Here is a 21,344-nt window from a genome sequence, read left to right on the forward strand (position 1 = left end):
GGGGCGGGCATCGCTCGCTCAGTCCTCGCGCACCAGCTCGAGGACCGTGATCTCCGGCGGGGCGGCCACGCGCACGGGCGGACCCCACGTGCCCACACCGCGAGTGGTGTACAGGGCGGCGTTCCCGATGCGGTCCAGCCCCATCGCCGACGGCTGCTGCAGCGGCACCAGATACCGCAGCGGCCACATCTGCCCGCCGTGCGTGTGCCCCGACAGTTGCAGGTCGACACCGAGGTCTGACGCTTCCAGTGCCTGCCGCGGTTCGTGCGCGAGCAGCACGACGAACGTCGACGGATCGCGTCCGGCGAGCGCGGCAGGAAGATCGGGTTCGTACGGGGCCGGCGAGGAGTAGTCGTGGATGCCCGCGATGTCGATGGCGACGCCGCCTCGGGTGATCGTCGCGCGCTCGTTGCGTAGCGTCCGGATGCCCAGTCGGTCCCACACGTCCAGCCATCGGCCACCGTCGTCGGCGTAGAACTCGTGATTGCCGCTGACACCGAACACCCCGAGCGGGGCCTCGAGGTCGCCGAGTGGTTGCAGATCGGGCGATACCTTCGCGACGGTCCCGTCGACCAGATCGCCCGCGATCGCGACGAGATCCGGCTGCTCCGCGTTCACCAGGTCGACGACACGCCGGGTGAAATCCACTCCTCGCGCCGGGCCGACGTGGAGGTCGGACACGAGCGCCACACGCACACCGTCGAACTCGGCGGGGAGACGTTTCAGCGGCACCCGAACCCGCACGATCCGCGGCCGCGCGGCCTCCGACACCCCGTAACCGGCGGCGCCGACGGCACCCACCACGACGACGGCGGTGGCGATGCGCAGGCCGCGCCGCCGCGACAGATCGACCTGTTCGTCGTTCCCGGTACCGCGCAGGCGGGCGAACAGCCGCGTCAGCAGTGACACCAGTGCGACCAGGAGAAGTCCCAGCACCAGATAGAACATCGCGCCGAGCCACACCCAGCCCACCCACCCCGGGGGACGCGCCCATCCCGGGTCGAAGGCTTCGCCGCTGCCGACGCCGACGACCGCGAGAACCCACAGGACCACGAGGGTCACGTCGACGACCACCGACCAGGGACGGCCCAGCCCGGTGGCTCGGACGAGTCGCCGGTGGAGCCACCAGCTGACGAGTGCGAGGAAGACCGCGAAGACCAGGAGCCTCGTCACGACAGCAGCTTGCTGATCGCGGTCGGCAAGGCCGCTCCGTCCGAGGACGCGACCTTCTCCAGCGACCCGCCGGTGCGATCGGCCAACGCCTGCAACGTGTTGAGGTCGGAATTCTCGCCGATCGTCACCACGTCGATGCGCACCGGCTTCGACGTGCTCGAAGCCGCGGCGATGGCCGCCAGCAGATCCGCGCGCGCGACGGAGTCGTCGTTGGCGCCGTCGGTGACGAGCAGCACCGAATTGGTGAGGCCCGGCGTGTATCCGTCGACCGCACTCTTGTAGGCAGCTTCGAGCGAGGTGTACGTCGAGGTTCCGGTGGCGGGTGTTGCCTTGGCGAGCCGGGCGTCGAGGGCCTGCCTGCGGGTGCCCTCGGTGAAACCGCCCGCCGAGAGCGGACCGGTCGCGACCACGGTCGTGTACGGCCGTGACCCGTCGAGCGTCGTGCTGTACTCCCACAGTCCGAGGTTCGACGAGTCCGGAGCACGGTCGACGTGGGCTGCGAGCGCTGCCGTCGTGTTCGCCAGGCGCGTCGCCGTTCCCTCGCGCTCACCCATCGAGCTGGAAACATCGAGCAGGACGGTGGAGGTGCGGGGCGTGATCGGATTCCGGATCACGTGCATCAGCTCGGCCGCAGCCGGCGCATCCGCGGGAACCAGGGTGGATTGGAAACCGGGAAAGGCCAGCGTGGTGTCGTCGGGGCGGGCAAGTCCCTCGACCCGGAATCCGGCGTCGGCCAGGACCTGCGCCTGTTCGGGTCGACGGACGAACTCGGCGAACTGCGCGGCGGCGCGGCTCTGCGTCTCGTCGACGGATGGGCCGGCCAGGACAGCCGCCGGATGATCCGCCACGGGTGTCGGGCCTTTCGGCATCGATGTGGTGATGTCGGCTCCGGGTGCGTCGCGCAGGGCCTGGTAGACCTGCTGTTCGGTAGCCGCGACCGCGTGGATGTCGGAGGTCGCAGGATCGCCCTGCTCGGCCAGCGCGGTGAGTGCCTCCCGCGTCGTCGCGGGCTTCGGCCCCGACGACGCCGCCTCGTAGCCGAGCGCCAGACCGGTGAGTGCCGACGTGACCGGAGCGGAACGAGCCTGCTCCTCCGTCACCGGACCCGTGCTGCTTCCCGTCACCGCGGCCGCGACCGCCTCGACTGCCATCTCCGTACTCTCGGCGCCGGGGCCGACGGGGAGCGCCATGCCCAGACTGCCCCAGCCCGGCAGACCGAGAGCCGCGAGGGAATCGCGGCCGGTCTGCAGCGACGGCAAGTCCTTCCAGTCGATCGCCGGCGTGCCCGGCGCATTCGCGAACGCCGTCCGGACCGCGAGCACCACCGGGCTGGTCGCCACGGGACGCGCTTCGCCGCTGATGACGCCGGTTGCCGACACCTGCTTGACGGAATGCGAGCTCGACGGAATCCACAGAGCGGGCCGAGGACCGAGTGCGGCTGCGTCCCACGGGCCGTCCGGCCCCGCGGACAAGGCGTCGCGCACGGTGTCGGACGCGACGGCAGTGACCGTCACCGACACACACTGGTCGCGTATCACCGGCGCCGTCTCCATGAAATGGTCGGCAAGAGTCTGCAGCTGGGGTGCGATATCGGGATCCGCCGCGACCGCGAGTCCGGATTCGCCTTCGACGCAGGCGCCCGCGGCAGCTACTCCCTGATCGTTGATCCGGTCACGCAACTGGAACCAGCCCACCACGCCCAGCACGAGCACGACGACGAGACCGAGCACGATCAAAGGCCCCCTACTGATACCCCTGGCGCGCGATTCGCCGCGATGCTGCCCCACGTGCTTTCCAGCCCCTGTCCGACGAGTTCGACGTTGACCCTCGCAGTGTAGTGATGCGCAGGATCACCCCGGCCTGACACGTGAGTGGCGAAGCGTGCGCGAGCACGCTTCGCCACTCACGTGGGGGCGACCGGGTCAGGCGTTGGCTGCTTTGTATTCGCGGCGGCGGCGGTGCAGGATCGGTTCGGTGTAGCCCGACGGCTGGCGGGTGCCGTCGAGGATGAGTTCCTTCGCGGCCTGGAACGCGATGTTGGTGTCGAAGTCCGGGGCCAGCGGCCGGTAGGTGGGATCGCCCTGGTTCTGCCGGTCCACCACCGGGGCCATCCGCTGCAGTGACTGCACCACCTGGTCGGCGGTGACCACACCGTGCCGGATCCAGTTCGCCAGCAACTGCGACGAGATGCGGAGGGTGGCGCGGTCCTCCATCAGGGCGACGTCGTGGATGTCGGGGACCTTGGAGCAGCCGACGCCGGCGTCGATCCACCGGACCACGTAGCCGAGGATGGACTGGCAGTTGTTGTCGAGTTCTTCCTGCTTCTCCGCCTCGGACCAGTCGGTGTGCGGGGCGAGGGGGATGGTGAGGATCTCGTCGAGGGTGGCCCGCCGGGTGCCCTTCAGCCGGTCCTGGACGGCGACGACGTCGACCTGGTGGTAGTGGGTGGCGTGCAGGGTGGCCCCGGTCGGGGACGGCACCCACGCGGTGTTCGCGCCGGCCTTGGGGTGCCCGATCTTCTGCTCGAGCATCTCGGCCATCAGCTCGGTCATCGCCCACATGCCCTTGCCGATCTGCGCCCGCCCCTGCAACCCGGCGGCGAGTCCGACATCGACGTTCCAGTCCTCGTAGGCGGTGATCCAGGTCTGCTTCTTCATCTCGGCCTTGCGGATCATCGGCCCGGCCTCCATCGAGGTGTGGATCTCGTCGCCGGTGCGGTCGAGGAACCCGGTGTTGATGAACACCACCCGCTCGCTGGCTTCGTTGATGCAGGCGGCGAGGTTGACGGTGGTGCGGCGTTCCTCGTCCATGATGCCGACCTTGAGGGTGTTGGCGGGCAGCCCGAGGACCTGCTCGACGCGGCCGAACAGTTCGGTGGTGAACGCGACCTCGTCGGGGCCGTGCTGCTTGGGTTTGACGATGTAGATCGACCCGGTGCGGGAGTTGTCCAACGGCCCGGTCTGCTCGGACCGGGACAGCCCGTGGACCGCGCACAGGGAGGTGATCAGGGCGTCGAGGATGCCCTCGGGGATTTCGGTGCCGTCGCCGTGCAGGATCGCCGGGGTGGTCATCAGATGGCCGACGTTGCGGACGAACAGCAGCGACCGCCCGTGCAGGGTGAGCTCGGACCCGTCCGGGGCGGTGTAGGTGCGGTCCGGGTTCAGTCGGCGGGTGAACGCCGTGCCGCCCTTGGTCATCTCCTCGGTCAGGTCCCCGCGGTTCAGGCCCAGCCAGTTGCGGTAGCCGATCACCTTGTCGTCGGCGTCGACGGCGGCGACGGAGTCCTCGAAGTCCATGATGGTGGTGACCGCGGACTCGAGCACCACATCCTTGACGCCGGCCGCGTCGGTCCGGCCGATCGGGGAGGCGGGGTCGATCTGGATTTCCGCGTGCAACCCGTGATTGCGCAGCAGCACACTGGTCGGGGCGCCCGGGTCGCCGAGGTAGCCGACGAACTTGCCCGGCTCGGCCAGGCCGGTGATCGTGCCGTCGGCGAGCTGCACGGTCAGGGCGGTGCCGTCGACGGTGTAGCGGGCGGCGTCGGCGTGCGAACCGGACTGGAGGGGGGCGGCGGTGTCGAGGAAGGTGCGGGCCCAGGCGATGACCCGGTCGCCGCGGACCTTGTTGTAGGAGCTACCGGCCTCGGCGCCGCCGTCGTCGGGGATGGCGTTGGTGCCGTACAGGGCGTCGTACAACGACCCCCACCTCGCGTTGGAGGCGTTCAGCGCGAAGCGGGCGTTGAGGACCGGGACCACCAGCTGCGGGCCGGCGGTCGCGGTGATCTCGGTGTCCACGTTCGCGGTGGACACCTCGAACGGGGCCGGTTCGGGCACCAGATACCCGATCCCGGTCAGGAACGCCTTGTACTCGGCCGGGTCGATCACGGTGCCGGCCCGGCCCTGGTGCCAGGCGTCGATCCGGGCCTGCAGGTCGTCGCGGGTGGACAGCAGCGCCTTGTTCTTCGGCGCCAGATCGTCGATCACCTTCGCCGCACCCGACCAGAACCCGTCGACGTCCACCCCGGTCCCCGGCAGCGCCTCCTCGTTCACGAAGTCGTAGAGCACCTTCGCGACCTGCAGACCGCCGACCTCAACACGCTCAGTCATGAAATGCCTCACTGTTCCGCACTTGGAGCACCGGACGGGTGCCATGAACCGCACCCAATGTTACCCGCTGGTAAGGATGCGGTGTGGTCGGATGTCCTGCGGAGGTTCGCCCCGAGGTGAGATTGGGAGGTGAGGTCAGGCCTTCTCGCCGGTGGACGGCTCGAGGGACGGGGCTTCCGACTCGACGGGCGTGTCGTTCTCGGCGTCGATCCGGTGCAGATCGCCTGCGGCCTCTGCCGCGCTGAGACGCGAGCGACGCCAGGCGACGACCAGCAGTCCGGCCCACACCGCAACGAGAGCGAGGTACCCGAGGGTGGCGGCGACGCCGGTGACGTCGAACGTCTTGAACAGCTTCTGCGCGTTGGTGATGATGATGATGCCGCCGACACCGGTTCCCAGGAGGGTCGCGGGCACCCGGCTGACGAGCCAGGCGGCGAGCGGTGCGGCGATGATGCCGCCGAGAGCCAGCCCAGCGATGATGGGGATGTTGTCGAAGAAGTCGCTGCCGAGACCGAAGATGAACCCGATGCTGGCCGCGGCGGACACCAGGAACTCCGACGCGCTGACCGAACCGATGACGGTGCGCGGTGCGGTCTTGCCGCGCGAGAGCAGCGTGCTGGTGGTGATCGGCCCCCAGCCGCCGCCGCCGCTCGCGTCGATGAATCCACCGAACAGTCCGAGCGGTGACAGGAACTTCGCCGTGTGCGGCGACGTCCGGGCGTCGTTGACGGCGGGAGGGCGGATCGAGAAGCGGAGCAGGACGTAGACACCGATCGCCAGCAGGATCGTCGACGTCACGGGGACGGCGGCGACCGTCGACAACTGGGACAGCACCGTCGCACCGAGGAACGCGCCGATGGCGCCGGGGACGCCCAGGCGCAGGACGAGGGCCCAGTCGATATTGCGGAACCGCCAGTGCGACGCACCGGAGGCGAGCGTCGTACCGACCTCGGCGAAATGCACTGCTGCGCTGGCGTGTGCCGGTCCGACGCCGCTGAACACGAGCAGGGTGGTCGCAGTCACGCCGAAGGCCATGCCGAGAGCGCCGTCGACCAGCTGGGCACCCACGCCGACCAGCGTGAAAATCAAGAGCTTGAACATCGAGACTCCGACCGAGAGAGCGAACCGTCAGGGCAGCAAAGACCAGCGAGCAGGCTGGTCAGCAACATCCCTGGTCGAAGGCGTGGCCTCGGCGGGAGGGCCAGAAGGGCATGAGGGCGAGCGAGGCCGCGGGGCCTGCCTGCGCGCTCGTGCCGTTCACTCGAACTCCCACATCTCTCATCGCGTGCGCGGCCGTCCGCGCACAAGGTTCGACACTAGCGGGAGGGGTGGGCGCGTGTCATCTTCACACGCGCCCAACCGCTCACAGTTTTCGCGCAGAGATCTCGAAGCCCGCGTCGCGCAGCCGTGTCACCAGGACGTCGCCGAGTGCCGTCGCGGGGGTGAGGACGCCGGCCGAATCCGGCAGTGCATCGCTGCCGAGGACGAGGCTCAGCGCGGATTCGCCGAGCATCACCGCGGTGGCGCTGTATCCGGGATCGCCCTTCGCCTTCACTCGCGACGTGTAGCGCGCGCCCGTGGTGGTGGTCGTGTACACGTCGATGGTGAAGTGGCCCTTGCGCTGCGCCTCTTCGCTGGGGCCGTCGCCCGGTGAGGGCAGAACGCGGTCGAGGACGTACCGGGTGGGCGGGAGGGCCATTCCGACGATCAACCCGCCGAGGCCGGCCGCCACCGCACCCGCGATCACCGGTGTGATCGGGGAGCTTCCGACGTTCATGACCTCGCGGTACTTGAACTCCCGACCGTAGGCCCAGTCACGGAGCGCGTTGCTGCGCCGCACGACCCGGGTGTTGTAGGGACCCATGAAGAAGGGGGCCTTCCACCCCTTCAGGCCGGGTGCGATGTCCTCGCCGTTGACCACGCTCATGTCGGACTGCTTGCCGAGGTCCGGTTCCTTCGATCGGTCGGGGCTCAGCGAGTACGGCGACGCCGCGAGATGCCGCGACGCCGGATTCTTCTTCGACACGTCCACCTGTGTGCGCAGCGAATCGATCGTGCCGCCGCTGACGCCGCCGCGCACGGACGTGACCACCAGGGTGGTGTCGGTGAGTTCGCCGGCGCCGTCCTCCCGGACCTTCTCGTGCAGGACGTGCACCCCGAGGTCGGACGGAATGGAGTCGAACCCGCAGGAGTGGACGATCCGGGCGCCGGTCTCGCGGGCCCGATCGTGGTTGGCGTCGATGCTCTCGCGGGCGAACAGCACCTCTCCGGTGAGGTCGACGTAGTCGGTGCCCGCCTCGGCGCACGCCGACGCGAGGGCGTGTCCGTACTTGGCGTACGGCCCGACCGTCGTCGCGACCACCCGGGTGCGTCCCGCCAGGGCTGCGAGCGACGCGGCGTCGTCGGAGTTCGCGACGATGAGGGGCCATTGCGCCGCGCGCGGACCGAGCGAGGACCGCACCGCTTCGAGTTTTGCGGCTGTCCGCCCCGCGAGCGCGATCCGCACGCCGTCCGGGGCGTGCTGTGCGAGATAGTCGGCGAGAAGTGTGCCGACGAAGCCGGTGGCCCCGTAGACGACGAGATCCAATTCACGTGCGCTGTCTGTCATGACACGACCCTACTCGTCGGTAGGGAAGCGCGAGATCAGACGCCGGTACCGCCGGGGTGGGTGGGTGTGAGGGGTATCCGGGTGCGGAGCCGCAGGACGACGTAGCCGACCCACGAGGTGACGACGCCGAGCGCGACGAGAGTTTGGATCGCTCCCGCGGCGGATTCCGGGTAGACGACCCCGGTGAGGTAGTGGGAGATGAACCCGGACGAGGGGAGTGGGTCCTGCCCGGCGCGGACCCGGGCCCAGCTCTCCAGGTGGGTCAGCGGGCAGTCGATGCCGACGAGGAGGCCGGTGAACCCCCAGGCGACCGCAGCGAGGTGGAGGGCGATGGTGCGCGGCCAGCGCCAGGCGAGAAACCCGCCGCAGACGACGTAGAGGATGAAGATCAGGTGTGCGACGGCAGTGGCGTCGGCGACGACCTCGTAGAAGACGCTCCCCATCGATGCACCCCTGACATCCGAATTTCCCCCATACGCCATCGTAGGCGTCGCCCGGCCGGGTCCGCCGGGTAACGGGCTCAGGCGGTGCCGCGCACGTCTTCCTTGACCACCAGGATCGGAATGTCGACCTCGAGGAGGAGGCGCTGCAGCCATCGTTCCAGGAGGAACTTGCCGATCGGGGACATGCGCCGGGTCCCCACGACGAGCAGATCCGCACCGCTACTGTCGACCAGTGCGCGCAGTGCGCTCACCTGATCACCGTCGTGCTCGTTGGTGCGCAGCTCCCACGACGACTCGCCGACCCCGCCACTCTCGAGCGTGGCCTGAATCTCGGCGCGCAGGGCGGACCGGTCGGACTCGGCGTCCTGCCCGGGGTCGTCGTCGAGGACGTGGAGGACGAGCAGCTGTTCCCGTCGTTGCACAGCCTCGCGGGCGGCGTGGACGATGGCCGCCCGGCCTTCCGGGCTGTCTCGGTGGACAACGGCTATCGCCATGAAGCGCCTCCATTTGCAGGTATCGGTACGACCCCTATTATCCCCGTGTCGGAGTGTGCTCCGGCTGTGTCGATGCTCTCGTAGGTGGATCCGAGCGGTGCTCGATCACCAGGGTGAGGGCTCGTAGTCCTTCAGGAAGCAGCCGTGCAGATCGACGCCCTGCTCGCCCTGGACGATGGGGTCGTAGACACGGGCAGCGCCGTCGACCAGGTCGAGAGGGGCGTGGAAGCCCTCGTCGGCCAGCCGCATCTTGGTGTAATGCGGCCGCTCGTCGGTGATCCACCCGGTGTCCACCGCGGTCATGAGGATGCCGTCCTCGAGCATCTCCTTGGCGCTGGTGCGGGTGAGCATGTTCAGCGCGGCCTTCGCCATGTTGGTGTGCGGATGCCCCGGACCCTTGTAGGCGCGGCTGAACTGGCCCTCCATCGCGGAGACGTTCACCACGTACTTGCGGCGGGCGCCTGCCGCCGCCATCGCGGGCCGCAGTCGGGACACGAGGATGAACGGGGCGACCGAGTTGCACAACTGCACCTCGAGCAGCTCGATCGGGTCGACTTCCTCGACCGTCTGGACCCAGCTGTTCGTGTGCGCGAGGTCGGGCAGGAGTCCGCCGGCGTCGATCGCGAGACCCTGGTCGATGCGATCGGGGGATGCCGACTTCGCGACCAGTGCGAGCGAGCTCACCGCGTCGGGGGACAATGCGGCACCTGCCATCGCGGACACGTCGGACAGCGAACCGGCGAGTGCCGCCGGGTGGGCGTCGCTCGTCTTGCCGAACGTCAGGACGTCGGGCAGGTCGCCGGAGGGAAGGGCCCCGGACTCGGCATCCGCCAGCGCGCTGTAGGCGCCGGGGGAGCGCCGCACCGTCTGCGCGGCGTTGTTGATCAGGATGTCCAGCGGGCCCTGCGCGGCAACGGAGTCGGCCAGCGCGACGACTTGCGCCGGGTCGCGCAGATCGATACCGACGACGCGCAGCCGGTGGATCCACTCGCTGCTGTCCTCCATCGCCTTGAACCGGCGGATGGCGTCGTTGGGGAAACGTGTCGTGATCGTCGTGTGGGCTCCGTCGCGGAGCAAACGCAGGGCGATGTACATGCCGATCTTGGCGCGACCGCCGGTCAGCAGCGCCCGGCGGCCGGTGAGGTCGGCGCGCGCGTCCCGCTTGGCGCGGCTCCTGGCCGCGCAGTCGGGGCACAGCTGGTGGTAGAAGGCGTCGACCCGGGTGTAGCGCTGCTTGCAGATGTAGCACGGGCGGGGCCGGATGAGGGTGCCCGCGGATGCGCCCTCGGCGTTCGACGTGAGCGGGATGCCCGCGGTCTCGTCGTCGATCCGATCGGGGGAACCTGTCGCGGTGGCGGCGACGACCTGACGGTCGGCCTCGGAGACGGCGTCGCGGGCCGCGAGCCGCCTGCGTTTCTTCAACTTCTTGAAGAGGTGACCGACGGCGCGCTGGACCGTGACGGAGTCGGGATCCGCATCGTCGAGTTCCGCCGCCTGATCGAGAACCTTCAGGCAGATCTCGAGATCCGCCGGATCGATCGTCGTCGTTGTTTCACCCATCGAACTTCGCCCTCTCACGAAGAAGGCCCCGGTTCGATGAACCGGGGCCTTTTCGTCTGTCTCAACTCAGAGTGTCCGAGGGGGGACTTGAACCCCCACGTCCGTTAATAGGACACTAGCACCTCAAGCTAGCGCGTCTGCCATTCCGCCACTCGGACTTGCTTGCCCCCATTTCCTGGGTGCTGCAAAAGATTAACCGATGAACCGCCACGGCCCAAATCGCCCCTCTCACCTGAGCGTTTCCGCTGTTCCGGTGGTAGGAAAGTGGAGTGCCAACTACACAGGAAACCCCAGGCCAGGGTCGCGCCGAAGCCGAAGTCGTGGATCTCGTCAGTTCACTGATCCGCTTCGACACGTCCAACACCGGAGAGCTCGCCACGACGAAGGGCGAACGCGAGTGTGCGGAGTGGGTAGCGGCCCAGCTGCAGGAAGTGGGCTACGAGACCGAGTACGTGGAGTCGGGTGCACCGGGCCGCGGCAACGTGTTCGCCCGGCTGAAGGGCTCGAACCCCGACCGCGGCGCCCTCATGCTGCACGGCCACCTCGACGTCGTTCCCGCCGAGCCCGCCGACTGGCGCGTGCACCCGTTCTCCGGAGCCGTCGAGGACGGTTACGTGTGGGGTCGCGGCGCCGTCGACATGAAGGACATGGTCGGGATGATCCTGGCGGTCGCCCGCCAGTTCAAGGCCGAGGGGATCGTTCCTCCCCGCGACCTCGTGTTCGCCTTCGTCGCCGACGAGGAGGCCGGTGGCAAGTACGGCTGTCAGTGGCTCGTCGAGAATCGGCCCGATCTGTTCGAGGGTGTCACGGAGGCGGTCGGTGAGGTCGGCGGTTTCTCCCTGACCGTTCCGCGACCGGACGGCACCGACCGCAGGCTCTATCTCGTCGAGACCGCCGAGAAGGGTCTCGGATGGATGCGGCTGACGGCCAAGGGCCGCGCCGGGCACGGCTCGTTCCTGCACACCGACAACGCCGTCACCATCCTGGCGCAGGCGGTCGCCCGGCTGGGCGCGCACACGTTCCCGTTGGTCATCTCCGATTCGGTGGCCGAATTCCTCGAAGCGGCGGGTGAGGAGACCGGACTCGACTTCGACCCGAAGTCGCCCGACCTCGACGGCACCCTCGCGAAACTCGGCACCATCGCCAACATCATCGGCGCCACCCTCCGCGACACCGCGAACCCGACCATGCTCTCGGCCGGCTACAAGGCCAACGTCATCCCGCAGACCGCCGAGGCCGTCGTCGACTGCCGGATCCTGCCCGGCAGGCAGGCGGAGTTCGAGGCGGCGGTCGACGAGCTCATCGGGCCGGACGTCCAGCGCGAATGGATCACGAAGCTCGACTCCTACGAGACCACGTTCGACGGGCACCTCGTGGACGCCATGAACGACGCGATCCTCGCGCACGATCCCGGTGCCCGGACCGTGCCCTACATGCTGTCGGGTGGCACCGACGCCAAGGCGTTCGCGAAGCTCGGCATCCGGTGCTTCGGGTTCGCTCCGCTGCAGCTGCCCGCCGACCTGGATTTCAGCGCGCTGTTCCACGGTGTCGACGAACGGGTGCCGGTCGACGCACTACTGTTCGGTACACGCGTGCTGGAACATTTTCTGCTCCACAGCTGATCCGAGAACCGATACGCGACAAGAGAGGAACCGCATGTCACACGACCCGTACGAGGCACTTCCCGACCTGCCGAGTTTCGAGCTGACCTCCACCGACGTCACCGACGGACAGCCGCTGAACAAGGAACAGGTCAGCGGAATCTTCGGCGCCGGCGGCTACGACAACTCACCGCAGCTGTCGTGGTCGGGGTTCCCCGCCGAGACCAAGAGCTTCGCGGTGACGGTGTACGACCCCGACGCGCCGACGGCGTCCGGATTCTGGCACTGGGCGGTCGCCAACATTCCGGCCGACACGACCACGCTGGTGAGCGGCGCAGGCGACGACGACGGAACCGGGCTCCCGAGCGGTGCGATCACGCTGAAGAACGACGCCGGATTGCGTCGTTTCCTCGGCGCGGCCCCGCCGGAAGGGCACGGACCGCACCGCTACATCTTCGTGGTCCACGCGCTCGACGTGGAGACTCTCGACGGGGTCACGGCCGACTCGACGCCGGCGTTCCTGGGTTTCAACCTGTTCTCGCATGCGATCGCTCGCGCGAAGATCCAGGGGACGTACGAGCAGTAGCTCGGTAGCTGAAGGAAGACACGGGTGGCCGGCGAATCCTCGGGATTCGCCGGCCACCGGTCTGTGTACGGTCCGTGTCAGCGCACGGCGCCGGCGCCGACCGCATCGGCGACGGAGGAGTAGCCGGCCTCGCGCACCTTCCGGGCCAGCCCCTTGTGGATGCGGCGAGCCCAGAACGGCCCGCCGTAGATGAAGCCGGTGTAACCCTGCACGAGAGACGCCCCGGCCAGGATCCGTTCCCACGCCTGGTCGACCGTCTCGATGCCGCCGACGGAGATCAACACCTGGCGATTACCTACCCGCGCGTGCAGGCGGCGGAGGACCTCGAGGGATCGTTCGGCGACCGGAGGTCCCGACAACCCGCCCGCGCCGATCGCGGACACCTCGTCGTCCGGGGTGTTCAGCCCGTCTCGGCGGATGGTGGTGTTGGTCGCGACGATGCCGGCCAGGCCGAGTTCGAGCGCGAGATCCGCGACCGCGTCGACGTCGTCGTCGGACAGGTCGGGGGCGATCTTCACCAGAACCGGGACGGTCACGCAGTCGAGAACGGCACGCAGGAGAGGCCGGAGAGATTCGACGGCCTGCAGGTCCCGCAGTCCCGGGGTGTTCGGTGAGCTGACGTTGACCACCATGAAATCGGCCAGCGGGCCCAGAAGTTGCGCGCTCGCCGTGTAATCGGCCGGAGCGTCCGCGGCGTCGACGATCTTGGTCTTGCCGATGTTCGCGCCGATCGGGACACCGGCCCGGCGCTGACGGAGGTGGTTGGCGGCATTGCCTGCGCCGTGGTTGTTGAAACCCATCCGGTTGATCAGGGCGCGGTCCGCGGGCAGCCGGAACAGGCGGGGAGCCGGGTTGCCGGGCTGGGCCTGGGCGGTGACGGTGCCCACCTCGGCGAACCCGAAGCCGAGGGGACCCCACGCGTCGACGCCGGTCGCATCCTTGTCGAACCCGGCGGCCAGTCCGAGCGGTGCCGGGAAGTCGAGTCCGAACACGGTGTTCCGCAGTACCGGATCGTCCACGACGAGAACCTTGCCGACGAGCTGACGCAGCGGTGAGAACCGCGTGACCAGGCGCATCGCAGCGAAGGCCAGGTGATGAATCCGCTCCGGAGGAACGCGGAACATCACCCGTAAGAGCAGGTGGTACAAGGAGGTCTCCCTAGATTGCGGGGTCGGGGACATGATGAGCGGTCTTCCTTCGTTTGAGCAGCACACGGCGGCTTCCGTCGGAGTACAGGCGGACTCGGGACAGCTCCCAGCCACCGAACTCCGCCTGGATGGCCAACCTCATCGAAGCGCTGATACGGGTGACATCGGGTGGCAGCCGGAGCGGCACGTACTCGAAGTCCTCGGATTCGATCTCCCACCCGGAGGGGAGTCGACGTGAATGCGATGCCATCTACGAACTCCTCGTCGGGATCTGCTGCAGGCCGTCTCCCGTCGCGGAACCGATCAGGAGGTCACCGTTCACGGTATCCACAGTGACAGAGTTCGGCTGCCGGACGGTGGGATACCGTGCCGTTTCCACGCCGACACCGCTCGACAGGTCGAATCCCACCACTTCGTTGGTCTCGGTCAGCGTGACCCACGCCCGGTCGGCGGTGTCGTCGTAAGCGACGGCGTACGGCGCGAGCCCGGCGGGGAACCGCTGGCGGAGCATCAGTGTGTCGGTGGTGTAGGCGAGCAGTTCGTCGCCGGTGGTGTCGGTGACGAGGATCCGTCCGTAGTGATCGGTCGTGAGCTGCGTCGCGCCTTCCCCGGCGCGCAGCGCGACACCGAGCGCGGCAGCGGGGACGTCGATGGCGGTGACGGACGTCTGACCACGGTCGAGCGCGGTGAGCGAGTCGCCGACGACGGCAAGCCCGTCGACGGATGTGAGGCCGCCGATCACCTGTGACTCGTTCGTCTCGGTGTTCACGATGTGAATCTCGCCATTTCCCAGGCCCATCGCCAGCCGCCCGTCGGGCAGTTGGGCGACCGACCGGACGTCGCCGTCGGCCGGGACGAACGTCAGCTCGCCCGTGCGCAGGTCCAGGCGTCCTACCTGCGTGTTCATGGCGAGTAACGCCACACCACCGGGGGCGAGGGAGACCTGGGCGACGGTGTCGTCCAGCGGAATCACCCGTGGAGGCGCCGTGAAATCGCCGGCCGGGAACAGCAGGATCTGGTTGCCTTCGCCGCCCAGGACGACGGTCGTGCGGGTCTCGGTGTCGAATGTGGTGGATTCGATCGGCAGGCCGACCGGGTGGACGACACCGGCGGGCGTGGTGTTCTGGGCCGGGGACTGTGCGGCACTCGCGGGCGCGATCGTGATCGCCTGATCCTCGTCGGAGTTCGACGAACAACCCGTGACCAGTAGAAATGCCACTCCGATACACGAGGCGACGACGCGCGCTCCCGGTCTACCCATGTGCTGCTCCTCGGGGTTCTCTCATCGACCTACACCTGCACAACTGCCCACAAGCATCCCTGATCCGCGAAACGCCCACGAACGCGGTCGGTGCCGAGCGGGTGCCGAGGCGATACCGTGAGAAACATCGACCCCGCGCCCGGCGGTTTCCCGATCGCCGGCCCAGGTCATCGAGGAGAAGACCGTGGAAATACCCGAAACACCGACGTTCACCGTCGAAGACATCTCGGTAGGACCGCACGCACACGGCTTCGGCCGGACCGCAGAAGGTAACTCCTACGCATTCCGGGTGCGCAAGAGCACGATGCACGTCGAGGTCTACCGCGCCGACGTCGAAACAGAGGTTCCGGCTCCGGACGACATCGTGGCGTCGGCGCGGCGCTCGGTCCGGGAGATCGACCTGACCGATGAACGCAGCATCGTCGCCGTCGTGAGAGATGCCGTGTCCGATCCCGATTCGCACGTGGCAGGGCCGGAGGACGGGATCACCGTGCGTGCGGTGCTCAGCCGTCTCGGGGCGGTCATCGACGGGCTGTGAATCCCGCGGTCTAGCGCTGATCGCGGCGGGGGAGGACGAGGGTCGCACCGGTCACCGGGTGCTCGATGACCTCGACGGGGTGCCCGTACACCCGGGTCAGCAGGTCCTCGGACAGGACGTCGGCGGGAGGCCCGTCGGCGGCGACACGTCCCTGCTCGAGGACCACGATCCGGTCCGCGTACGCGGCGGCGAGCGCGAGGTCGTGGAGGACGACCACCACCGCGGTGCCCTGCTCCGCACGGGACCGGGCGAGACGCATCACGGTTTCCTGGTGGCCGAGGTCGAGGGCGGCAGTGGGCTCGTCGAGCAGGATCGTCTCGGTGCGCTGCGCCAGCACCCGCGCCAGTGCCACCCGCGCACGTTCGCCACCCGACAACGCCGTGAACGGCCGGTCGGCGAACGCCACGACGTCGCAGATCCGCATGGCCTCGGCGATCGCGGCGGCGTCGTCGTCGGAGCGGGGTGTGCGTGCCCACGGTGAGCGGCCCATCGTGATCACCTGACGGGCGGTGAACGAGAATCCGACCGTGTTCTGCTGGGGGAGGACCGCCCGGCGCTGAGCCATCTCGAGCGTCGTCCAGTCGCCGAGGGTCCGGTCGTCGAGGTGCACGGTTCCCGAATGCACGTCCTGATCGCCCGACAGCGCCGCGAGGAGCGTCGACTTGCCCGCCCCGTTGGGGCCGACGAGAACGAGGACCTCCCCGATCCGCACGTCCACGGAGACGTCCTCGAGCACGGGCCTGCCCCCGCGGGTGACCGCGATGCCGTCCGCCCGCAGCGTCACGGCCCCCGAGGAGCGCGGCGGGGGCATCGGGTCGGTCCGTCGGAACAGGCTCTGCTCGATGGCTTCGCCGATGCGGGTGCGGAGAGGGCGGGATGCCGGACTCATGCCCACCCGCCCTGGCTGGCCCGGGTGCGGCGCAGCAACCAGAAGAAGAACGGCCCGCCGACGAGGGCTGTCAGCATGCCGAGCGGGAGGTCCGCGTTCGCCACGAGCGATCGGGCGCCCAGGTCGGCGAGGAGCAGCACGAGCGAGCCGCACAGCGCGCTCGCCGGAATCAGGGCCCGGTGGCCGGGCCCGACGGCGATGCGCATCAGGTGCGGGACCACCAGTCCGACGAACAGGATGATGCCGGTGAAGGCGACGCTGGACGAGACGAGCAGGGCGACGATCAGCACGGCGATCTGACGCAGCCGCTCGACGTCGAGGCCGAGGTGCCGGGCCGCGCTCTCGCCGAGGGACAGCAGGTCGAGTTTCCCGGCGATCATCATCGTGGCGGCGATCCCGGCGACAGTCATCGGCGCCACCACCGCGACCGCGTTCCAGGTGGCCCCGTTGAGGCTGCCGAGTTGCCAGAAGACGATCTGATCGCGCGCCGCAGGGGACGCGACGAACGTGAAGAAGGCGATGAGGCCGCCGGCGAACGCGTTGACCGCCACACCGGTGAGGACGAGGGTGACCACCTCGGTGCGGCCCTCGTGCCGGGCGAGGACGTAGACGGCGACGGTGGTGATCAGTCCGGCGACGAAGGCGGCCGCGGCCACCGTCCACCCGGCCGCGAACGCGCCGCCGACCACGATGGCGGCGCTGGCGCCGACCGCGGCGCCGGCCGACACCCCGATGACACCCGGTTCGGCGAGCGGGTTGGCGAACACACCCTGCAGCAGCGCACCCGCGCATCCGAGCGCCGCCCCGACCAGGATGGCGAGGACCACCCGCGGGAACCGGACCTCCCACAGCGTCACCTCACCGCTGGGGTGCGCGGGCATCGGTCCGAGATCCAGGCCGATGCGGTGCAGGATGCTGCCGAGAACCTCTCCGGGTCCGGTCGGCACCTGTCCGATGCAGGCCGAGAAAACGGCGGCGACAACGAGGGCGATCAGCAGGCCGCCGAGGACGGCACCGGTTCGAGTACGTGAGGAAGGCTTACCCGGAGCGCGGAGGTCTTCGACGGTCATGGATTGGTGGTCGGGTAGACGGCGTCGGCCAACGCGCCGAGAACACGGCCCGTGTTGGGGCCGAAGCTGAGCAGCACCCCGTCCTGCATGTCCACGACGCGCCGGTTCTTGCCCGCCGGAGTCTGCGCCACGCCGGGGATCTTCTCGAGTCCCTCGATGCCGCCGATCGATTCGAGCCCGCCCGTCATCATCAGGAGGACGTCGGGGGCGGCGGCGATCAGGGCCTCGCTGGTGATCGGCGCGAACTGCTGCGTGATGCCCGATGCGGTGCCCGCGTCGACGGCGCCGAGCGCGTCGATCAGCGAGTCGGCGCCCGACCCCGGACCGCCGATCATGGTGATCGCGGTGCCGCGCAGATAGAGGAACGCGATCTTCAGCGGCTCGTCGCCCTGCGGGGCGCGACTCCGGGCGGCCGCGATCTCACTCTCGGTGCGGGCCGCGAGTTCGCGGCCCTGCTCGGGCACACCGAGCGCATTCGCCACCGCCGTGATCTGGCCGGGCACACCCTCGAGGGTCCGCGTCGGATCGAAGAAGACGACCGGAACACCGGCGGCCCGCAGCTGATCCTGCACGGCCTGCGGTCCGATGCTGGTGTCGGTGAGGATCACCGTCGGAGCCAGGTCGAGGATGGCCTCGGCGTTGAGGGACTGCCCGCCCGGGGTCACCACCGGCACGTCCTGTGCGGCCGGGAACTCGGAGGCGATGTCCCGGCCCACCACGTTGTCGCCGAGTCCGAGCGCGAAGACCGTCTCGGTGAGCGTTCCGTAGCGGTCCGCGGTCACGATCCGGCTCGCGTCCGTGATCGTCACGTCCACCCCGTCGAAACTGCGGACCGTGACGGGCAGCACCGGCGTGGCGGGGGACGCGAGAGGTTCGGGATTCAGGTCGTCGAGGACCGCCGTGCGCGCACCGCCGGTGCCGCCGGCGCTGTCACCGGCGCCGGAAGCGCAGGCCGACACCCCCACCGCGGACACGAGAAGCAGGACGAGGACGGCGAACAGCGACCTGTCCGTGCGGGTCCGGAACACCGATCTCATCGTGCGAGGTACCGGTCGATGTCCGCTTCGAGGGCGGCGAACAGGTCGCCGTTGAGACGGTAGGCAAGGTTGACCTCGTCGATCACCCGTTGCTGGTCCTCCGGAGTCAGGGGCGCGGCGTCGAGTTTCGCGCGGTAGGTGTCCTTGAACACCTTCGGTTTCGGGATCTCGCCGAAGATGTAGAACTGCAGGCCGTCGGTGGTGTACCCGTAGGCGCGTTCGAGCATGCGCCGGATGATCTGCCCACCCGACAGGTCTCCCATGTACCGGATGTAGTGGTGCGCAACGAAACCGGCGGGCCACTCGTACGCCACCTCGCGGAGCCGCTCCACGTAGCGGGTGGTGGCGGGCAGCGCGGACACCGTCTCGCGCCACGACGGCCCGCGCAGGAATTCGAGATCCGCTTCCAGCGACGGAACCCGCAGCAGTTCGTCGTGCAGAAACGGCGACGCGACGGGGTTGCCGGTGTGGGTGCGCCCGGCGTCCTCGAGTTCGCGGTAGACGAGGTAGGTCTGCGCGAGCAGTTCGGCGTAGCCGTCCGAGGTGAGTTCACCGGCGAGGAGGGCCCCGACGAACCGGGACTGCTCGGTCTCCCGGTGAGCGGCGTCCGTCCCGGCCTTGATGCGCTCGGCGAAGCCGACGGTTCGGCGATCGGCCGCGTCGGCCTCGTTCAGCGTGGTCATGGACTCTCCTGCAGATCTACGGGCGTCGGCCGGTGAGCACCAGGTTAGCCTGCCCTGCACGTGAACTGCAGGTGCACGTCTGCCGGCTCCTGTACACGCTAGGCGCTGACGTCGTCGAGCGCCGCCGCGATCGCGGCGGGCAACTCCAGTTCCTCGGCAACGAGCACACCGGTCAGCTGTGCAATGTCTCTGGCCCCGACGACCGCGCTCGCGACACCCGGACGGTCGCGCGCCCACGCGAGCGCGACGGCCAGCGGGGAGGTGCCGAGCCCGTCGGCCGCGGTCACGACCGCGTCGACCACCCGGACGGAGGAGTCGGTCAGGTAACTCTGGACGTCCTGCGCGTGCGCGTCGTCGGCACCGCGTGAATCGACGGGGATGCCGTTGCGGTATTTGCCGGTCAGGACCCCGCGGGCGAGCGGCACGGCAGCGAACACACCGATCCCGTGATGCACCGCGGCCGGAACGAGTTCTTCCTCGACTCCCCGGGCGAGCAGCGAGTACTCCACCTGGGTGGCGACGAGCGTGGTGCCGCGGGACGCGCCTGCCGCGGTGGCCAGCTGCCACCCGAGGTAACCCCGCGCCCCGACATACCGGACCCGGCCGCTCGCCACCGCGAAATCGAGTGTGGCGGCGACCTCGTCGACCGGCGTGAACGGATCCCACGTGGCGACCTGCCACATGTCCAGGTAGTCGGTGCCGAGCTCGCGCAGGGTGGCGTCGAGCTGGGCGACGAGACCCCGTCGCGAGCAGTCGATCCGCGAGGGACCCGACGGGTTGATCCCGGAACTCGAGCTCAGGACGAGTTCCGTTCGCGGCACCACGTCGTCGAGCAGTTCCGCCAGGATCCGCTGCGCCACACCGTCGCCGTACGCGGGCGAGGTGTCGACGAGCGTTCCGCCCGCATCGACGAACGCCGCGATCTGCGCCGCCGCCTCGTCGCCGTCCGTGTCCCGACCCCACGTGAGCGTGCCCAGGCCGAGCCGTGACACTCGCAACCCGCTTGCTCCGACCGATCTCTGTTCCATAACCGCCTGCGTCTCGTACCGTAGCTGCAACCCCGGCGTCGCCCCCGAAGATGCTGGTGCCCCCCGGAACCGGCCACCACAGGTGCAGAGTAGTGGGGTATCGCGTGGCAGGGGTCCTGCCACGCCGGATTCTGCCGGAGGTCACCCTCCCCGGTACCGTGGCGCCGGTGAATTACGAACGCGACATGGGAAATTGGCGTCAGAGCGGCACATTCGACCTCGGGACCGGTGAGTGATGGGCGAGGCGATGTCCTGGCTCCAGGCGATTGTCCTCGGTGCCGTCCAGGGATTGACCGAGTTCCTGCCGATCTCCTCGTCCGGCCATCTCCGGATCGTGTCGGAGGTCTTCTTCGGAGACGACGCCGGTGCGTCCTTCACCGCCGTCACCCAGCTCGGCACGGAAGCCGCGGTGCTCATCTACTTCGCCCGCGACATCGGACGAATCATCGCCGGGTGGTTCCGGGGACTGTTTCACCCCGAGCATCGCGGTGACCTCGACTACCGGATGGGCTGGTATGTGATCATCGGCACGATCCCGGTGGGTGTGCTCGGCTTCCTGTTCAAGGACCAGATCCGCACCGGTGCCCGCAACCTGTGGCTGATCGCCACCATGCTGATCGTGTTCGCGTTGGTCATCGCGGCGGCCGAGTACTACGGGCGGAAGGTGCGTCCCGTCGAGGACCTGCGCGCCAAGGACGGCATCATCATGGGTTCGGCCCAGGCGCTCGCCCTGATCCCGGGCGTCTCGCGGTCGGGCGGCACGATCAGCGCCGGCCTGTTCCTCGGACTCACCCGCGAAGCCGCGGCGCGCTACTCCTTCCTCCTCGCCATCCCCGCGGTCGTCGCGTCCGGGCTGTTCAGCCTGCCGGACGCCTTCGAACCGGCCGGTGAAGGTCTCAACGCGAGCGGCCCGCAGCTCCTCGTCGCCACCGCGATCGCGTTCGCCATCGGCTACGCGTCGATCGCGTGGCTGCTCCGTTTCGTCGTCGACCACTCGATGTACTGGTTCGTCGGCTACCGCATCATCCTCGGCGTGATCGTCCTGTCGCTTCTCGCGACCGGCGTCGTGTCGGCCACCTGAGATCGGGCGGCCGGGGAGTGCACGACACTAGGCTGGGC

At 69.0% G+C, this 21,344-nt stretch carries 20 protein-coding genes and 1 tRNA gene; 4 read left to right on the top strand and 17 right to left on the bottom strand.

Going from position 1 to position 21,344, the window contains the following annotated elements:
* Nucleotides 1-18: 18 nt before the first annotated feature.
* The 9 genes from CJ177_RS29570 to CJ177_RS29610 form a co-directional block, all read right to left on the bottom strand.
* Nucleotides 19-1,173 carry a metallophosphoesterase gene (locus tag CJ177_RS29570; RefSeq protein WP_095869259.1) on the bottom strand — a complete coding sequence of 385 codons (1,155 nt, stop codon included), beginning with the start codon at nt 1,171-1,173 and terminating at the stop codon, nt 19-21.
* Nucleotides 1,170-2,903 carry a substrate-binding and VWA domain-containing protein gene (locus CJ177_RS29575; protein WP_257014786.1) on the bottom strand — a complete coding sequence of 578 codons (1,734 nt, stop codon included), beginning with the start codon at nt 2,901-2,903 and terminating at the stop codon, nt 1,170-1,172. The genes CJ177_RS29570 and CJ177_RS29575 overlap by 4 nt, the downstream gene beginning before the upstream one ends.
* Nucleotides 2,904-3,095: 192 nt before the next feature.
* Entirely contained in the window at nt 3,096-5,279 is a 2,184-nt protein-coding gene (locus tag CJ177_RS29580; RefSeq protein ID WP_095869261.1) for a malate synthase G, read from the bottom strand.
* Between the two features lie 135 nt (nt 5,280-5,414).
* Complete coding sequence (locus tag CJ177_RS29585; protein WP_095869262.1) at nt 5,415-6,380, bottom strand: sulfite exporter TauE/SafE family protein; 966 nt, start codon at nt 6,378-6,380, stop codon at nt 5,415-5,417.
* A 262-nt stretch (nt 6,381-6,642) separates the two neighbouring features.
* Complete coding sequence (locus CJ177_RS29590) at nt 6,643-7,887, bottom strand: trans-acting enoyl reductase family protein (RefSeq protein ID WP_095869263.1); 1,245 nt, start codon at nt 7,885-7,887, stop codon at nt 6,643-6,645.
* Between the two features lie 35 nt (nt 7,888-7,922).
* Entirely contained in the window at nt 7,923-8,330 is a 408-nt protein-coding gene (locus tag CJ177_RS29595; RefSeq protein WP_061701491.1) for a DUF2784 domain-containing protein, read from the bottom strand.
* Nucleotides 8,331-8,407: 77 nt separating this feature from the next.
* Nucleotides 8,408-8,824 (bottom strand): universal stress protein, encoded by a 417-nt coding sequence (locus CJ177_RS29600; protein WP_005243098.1) that lies wholly within the window; start codon nt 8,822-8,824, stop codon nt 8,408-8,410.
* A gap of 105 nt (nt 8,825-8,929) precedes the next feature.
* Nucleotides 8,930-10,384: an SDR family oxidoreductase gene (locus CJ177_RS29605; RefSeq protein WP_025432824.1), complete on the bottom strand. Its 1,455-nt coding sequence runs from the start codon at nt 10,382-10,384 to the stop codon at nt 8,930-8,932.
* Between the two features lie 72 nt (nt 10,385-10,456).
* Nucleotides 10,457-10,542: transfer RNA gene (locus CJ177_RS29610), tRNA-Leu, on the bottom strand.
* A gap of 111 nt (nt 10,543-10,653) precedes the next feature.
* Here CJ177_RS29610 and CJ177_RS29615 point away from each other — a divergent pair.
* Complete coding sequence (locus tag CJ177_RS29615; protein ID WP_005243094.1) at nt 10,654-12,006, top strand: M20/M25/M40 family metallo-hydrolase; 1,353 nt, start codon at nt 10,654-10,656, stop codon at nt 12,004-12,006.
* Nucleotides 12,007-12,040: 34 nt separating this feature from the next.
* A complete protein-coding gene (locus tag CJ177_RS29620; protein ID WP_005243092.1) occupies nt 12,041-12,571 on the top strand; it encodes a YbhB/YbcL family Raf kinase inhibitor-like protein in 531 nt (176 codons plus the stop codon).
* 77 nt (nt 12,572-12,648) lie between these two features.
* On the opposite strand, the gene CJ177_RS29625 is transcribed toward CJ177_RS29620, so the two are convergent.
* From CJ177_RS29625 to CJ177_RS29635, 3 genes are read right to left on the bottom strand one after another with little or no spacing between them, the layout of a single operon-like run.
* On the bottom strand, nt 12,649-13,719 hold the full coding sequence (locus tag CJ177_RS29625; protein WP_095869264.1) for a quinone-dependent dihydroorotate dehydrogenase: 1,071 nt from the start codon (nt 13,717-13,719) through the stop codon (nt 12,649-12,651).
* Between the two features lie 10 nt (nt 13,720-13,729).
* Nucleotides 13,730-13,969: a DUF5703 family protein gene (locus CJ177_RS29630; protein WP_005243088.1), complete on the bottom strand. Its 240-nt coding sequence runs from the start codon at nt 13,967-13,969 to the stop codon at nt 13,730-13,732.
* Complete coding sequence (locus tag CJ177_RS29635) at nt 13,970-14,980, bottom strand: YncE family protein (protein WP_005243086.1); 1,011 nt, start codon at nt 14,978-14,980, stop codon at nt 13,970-13,972.
* Between the two features lie 184 nt (nt 14,981-15,164).
* Here CJ177_RS29635 and CJ177_RS29640 point away from each other — a divergent pair, with 184 nt between their 5' ends.
* The gene (locus tag CJ177_RS29640) at nt 15,165-15,518 is read left to right on the top strand and encodes a hypothetical protein (RefSeq protein WP_005243085.1); all 354 of its coding nucleotides are present in this window, start codon (nt 15,165-15,167) and stop codon (nt 15,516-15,518) included.
* 10 nt (nt 15,519-15,528) lie between these two features.
* Here the strand turns inward: CJ177_RS29640 and CJ177_RS29645 are convergent, their stop codons facing one another.
* The 5 genes from CJ177_RS29645 to CJ177_RS29665 form a co-directional block, all read right to left on the bottom strand.
* Complete coding sequence (locus CJ177_RS29645) at nt 15,529-16,407, bottom strand: heme ABC transporter ATP-binding protein (protein ID WP_005243084.1); 879 nt, start codon at nt 16,405-16,407, stop codon at nt 15,529-15,531.
* The gene (locus tag CJ177_RS29650) at nt 16,404-17,477 is read right to left on the bottom strand and encodes an iron ABC transporter permease (protein ID WP_005256362.1); all 1,074 of its coding nucleotides are present in this window, start codon (nt 17,475-17,477) and stop codon (nt 16,404-16,406) included. Before CJ177_RS29650 ends, CJ177_RS29645 begins: the two co-directional genes overlap by 4 nt.
* A complete protein-coding gene (locus CJ177_RS29655) occupies nt 17,474-18,514 on the bottom strand; it encodes a hemin ABC transporter substrate-binding protein (protein ID WP_095869265.1) in 1,041 nt (346 codons plus the stop codon). The genes CJ177_RS29650 and CJ177_RS29655 overlap by 4 nt, the downstream gene beginning before the upstream one ends.
* Nucleotides 18,511-19,197 carry a heme oxygenase (biliverdin-producing) gene (locus CJ177_RS29660; RefSeq protein WP_025432823.1) on the bottom strand — a complete coding sequence of 229 codons (687 nt, stop codon included), beginning with the start codon at nt 19,195-19,197 and terminating at the stop codon, nt 18,511-18,513. Before CJ177_RS29660 ends, CJ177_RS29655 begins: the two co-directional genes overlap by 4 nt.
* A 98-nt stretch (nt 19,198-19,295) precedes the next feature.
* Entirely contained in the window at nt 19,296-20,225 is a 930-nt protein-coding gene (locus CJ177_RS29665; RefSeq protein ID WP_025432822.1) for an aldo/keto reductase, read from the bottom strand.
* Nucleotides 20,226-20,460: 235 nt separating this feature from the next.
* Between CJ177_RS29665 and CJ177_RS29675 the strand changes: the two genes are divergently transcribed.
* Nucleotides 20,461-21,306, top strand: a complete 846-nt coding sequence (locus CJ177_RS29675) for an undecaprenyl-diphosphate phosphatase (protein ID WP_095869266.1) — start codon at nt 20,461-20,463, stop codon at nt 21,304-21,306.
* Nucleotides 21,307-21,344: the final 38 nt, after the last annotated feature.

This window comes from Rhodococcus sp. ACPA1 (assembly GCF_002300195.1).
GTDB classification, from domain to species: domain Bacteria; phylum Actinomycetota; class Actinomycetes; order Mycobacteriales; family Mycobacteriaceae; genus Rhodococcus_F; species Rhodococcus_F opacus.

What these genes read in the sequence shown, in the direction of transcription:
- CJ177_RS29660 (WP_025432823.1), bottom strand. Translation starts at nt 19,197, where the DNA reads ATGACCACGCTGAACGAGGCCGACGCGGCCGATCGCCGAACCGTCGGC.
- CJ177_RS29605 (WP_025432824.1), bottom strand. Translation starts at nt 10,384, where the DNA reads ATGGGTGAAACAACGACGACGATCGATCCGGCGGATCTCGAGATCTGC.
- CJ177_RS29675 (WP_095869266.1), top strand. Translation starts at nt 20,461, where the DNA reads ATGGGCGAGGCGATGTCCTGGCTCCAGGCGATTGTCCTCGGTGCCGTC.
- CJ177_RS29595 (WP_061701491.1), bottom strand. Translation starts at nt 8,330, where the DNA reads ATGGGGAGCGTCTTCTACGAGGTCGTCGCCGACGCCACTGCCGTCGCA.
- CJ177_RS29650 (WP_005256362.1), bottom strand. Translation starts at nt 17,477, where the DNA reads ATGACCGTCGAAGACCTCCGCGCTCCGGGTAAGCCTTCCTCACGTACT.
- CJ177_RS29635 (WP_005243086.1), bottom strand. Translation starts at nt 14,980, where the DNA reads ATGGGTAGACCGGGAGCGCGCGTCGTCGCCTCGTGTATCGGAGTGGCA.
- CJ177_RS29590 (WP_095869263.1), bottom strand. Translation starts at nt 7,887, where the DNA reads ATGACAGACAGCGCACGTGAATTGGATCTCGTCGTCTACGGGGCCACC.
- CJ177_RS29585 (WP_095869262.1), bottom strand. Translation starts at nt 6,380, where the DNA reads ATGTTCAAGCTCTTGATTTTCACGCTGGTCGGCGTGGGTGCCCAGCTG.
- CJ177_RS29645 (WP_005243084.1), bottom strand. Translation starts at nt 16,407, where the DNA reads ATGAGTCCGGCATCCCGCCCTCTCCGCACCCGCATCGGCGAAGCCATC.
- CJ177_RS29600 (WP_005243098.1), bottom strand. Translation starts at nt 8,824, where the DNA reads ATGGCGATAGCCGTTGTCCACCGAGACAGCCCGGAAGGCCGGGCGGCC.
- CJ177_RS29630 (WP_005243088.1), bottom strand. Translation starts at nt 13,969, where the DNA reads ATGGCATCGCATTCACGTCGACTCCCCTCCGGGTGGGAGATCGAATCC.
- CJ177_RS29665 (WP_025432822.1), bottom strand. Translation starts at nt 20,225, where the DNA reads ATGGAACAGAGATCGGTCGGAGCAAGCGGGTTGCGAGTGTCACGGCTC.
- CJ177_RS29580 (WP_095869261.1), bottom strand. Translation starts at nt 5,279, where the DNA reads ATGACTGAGCGTGTTGAGGTCGGCGGTCTGCAGGTCGCGAAGGTGCTC.
- CJ177_RS29620 (WP_005243092.1), top strand. Translation starts at nt 12,041, where the DNA reads ATGTCACACGACCCGTACGAGGCACTTCCCGACCTGCCGAGTTTCGAG.
- CJ177_RS29655 (WP_095869265.1), bottom strand. Translation starts at nt 18,514, where the DNA reads ATGAGATCGGTGTTCCGGACCCGCACGGACAGGTCGCTGTTCGCCGTC.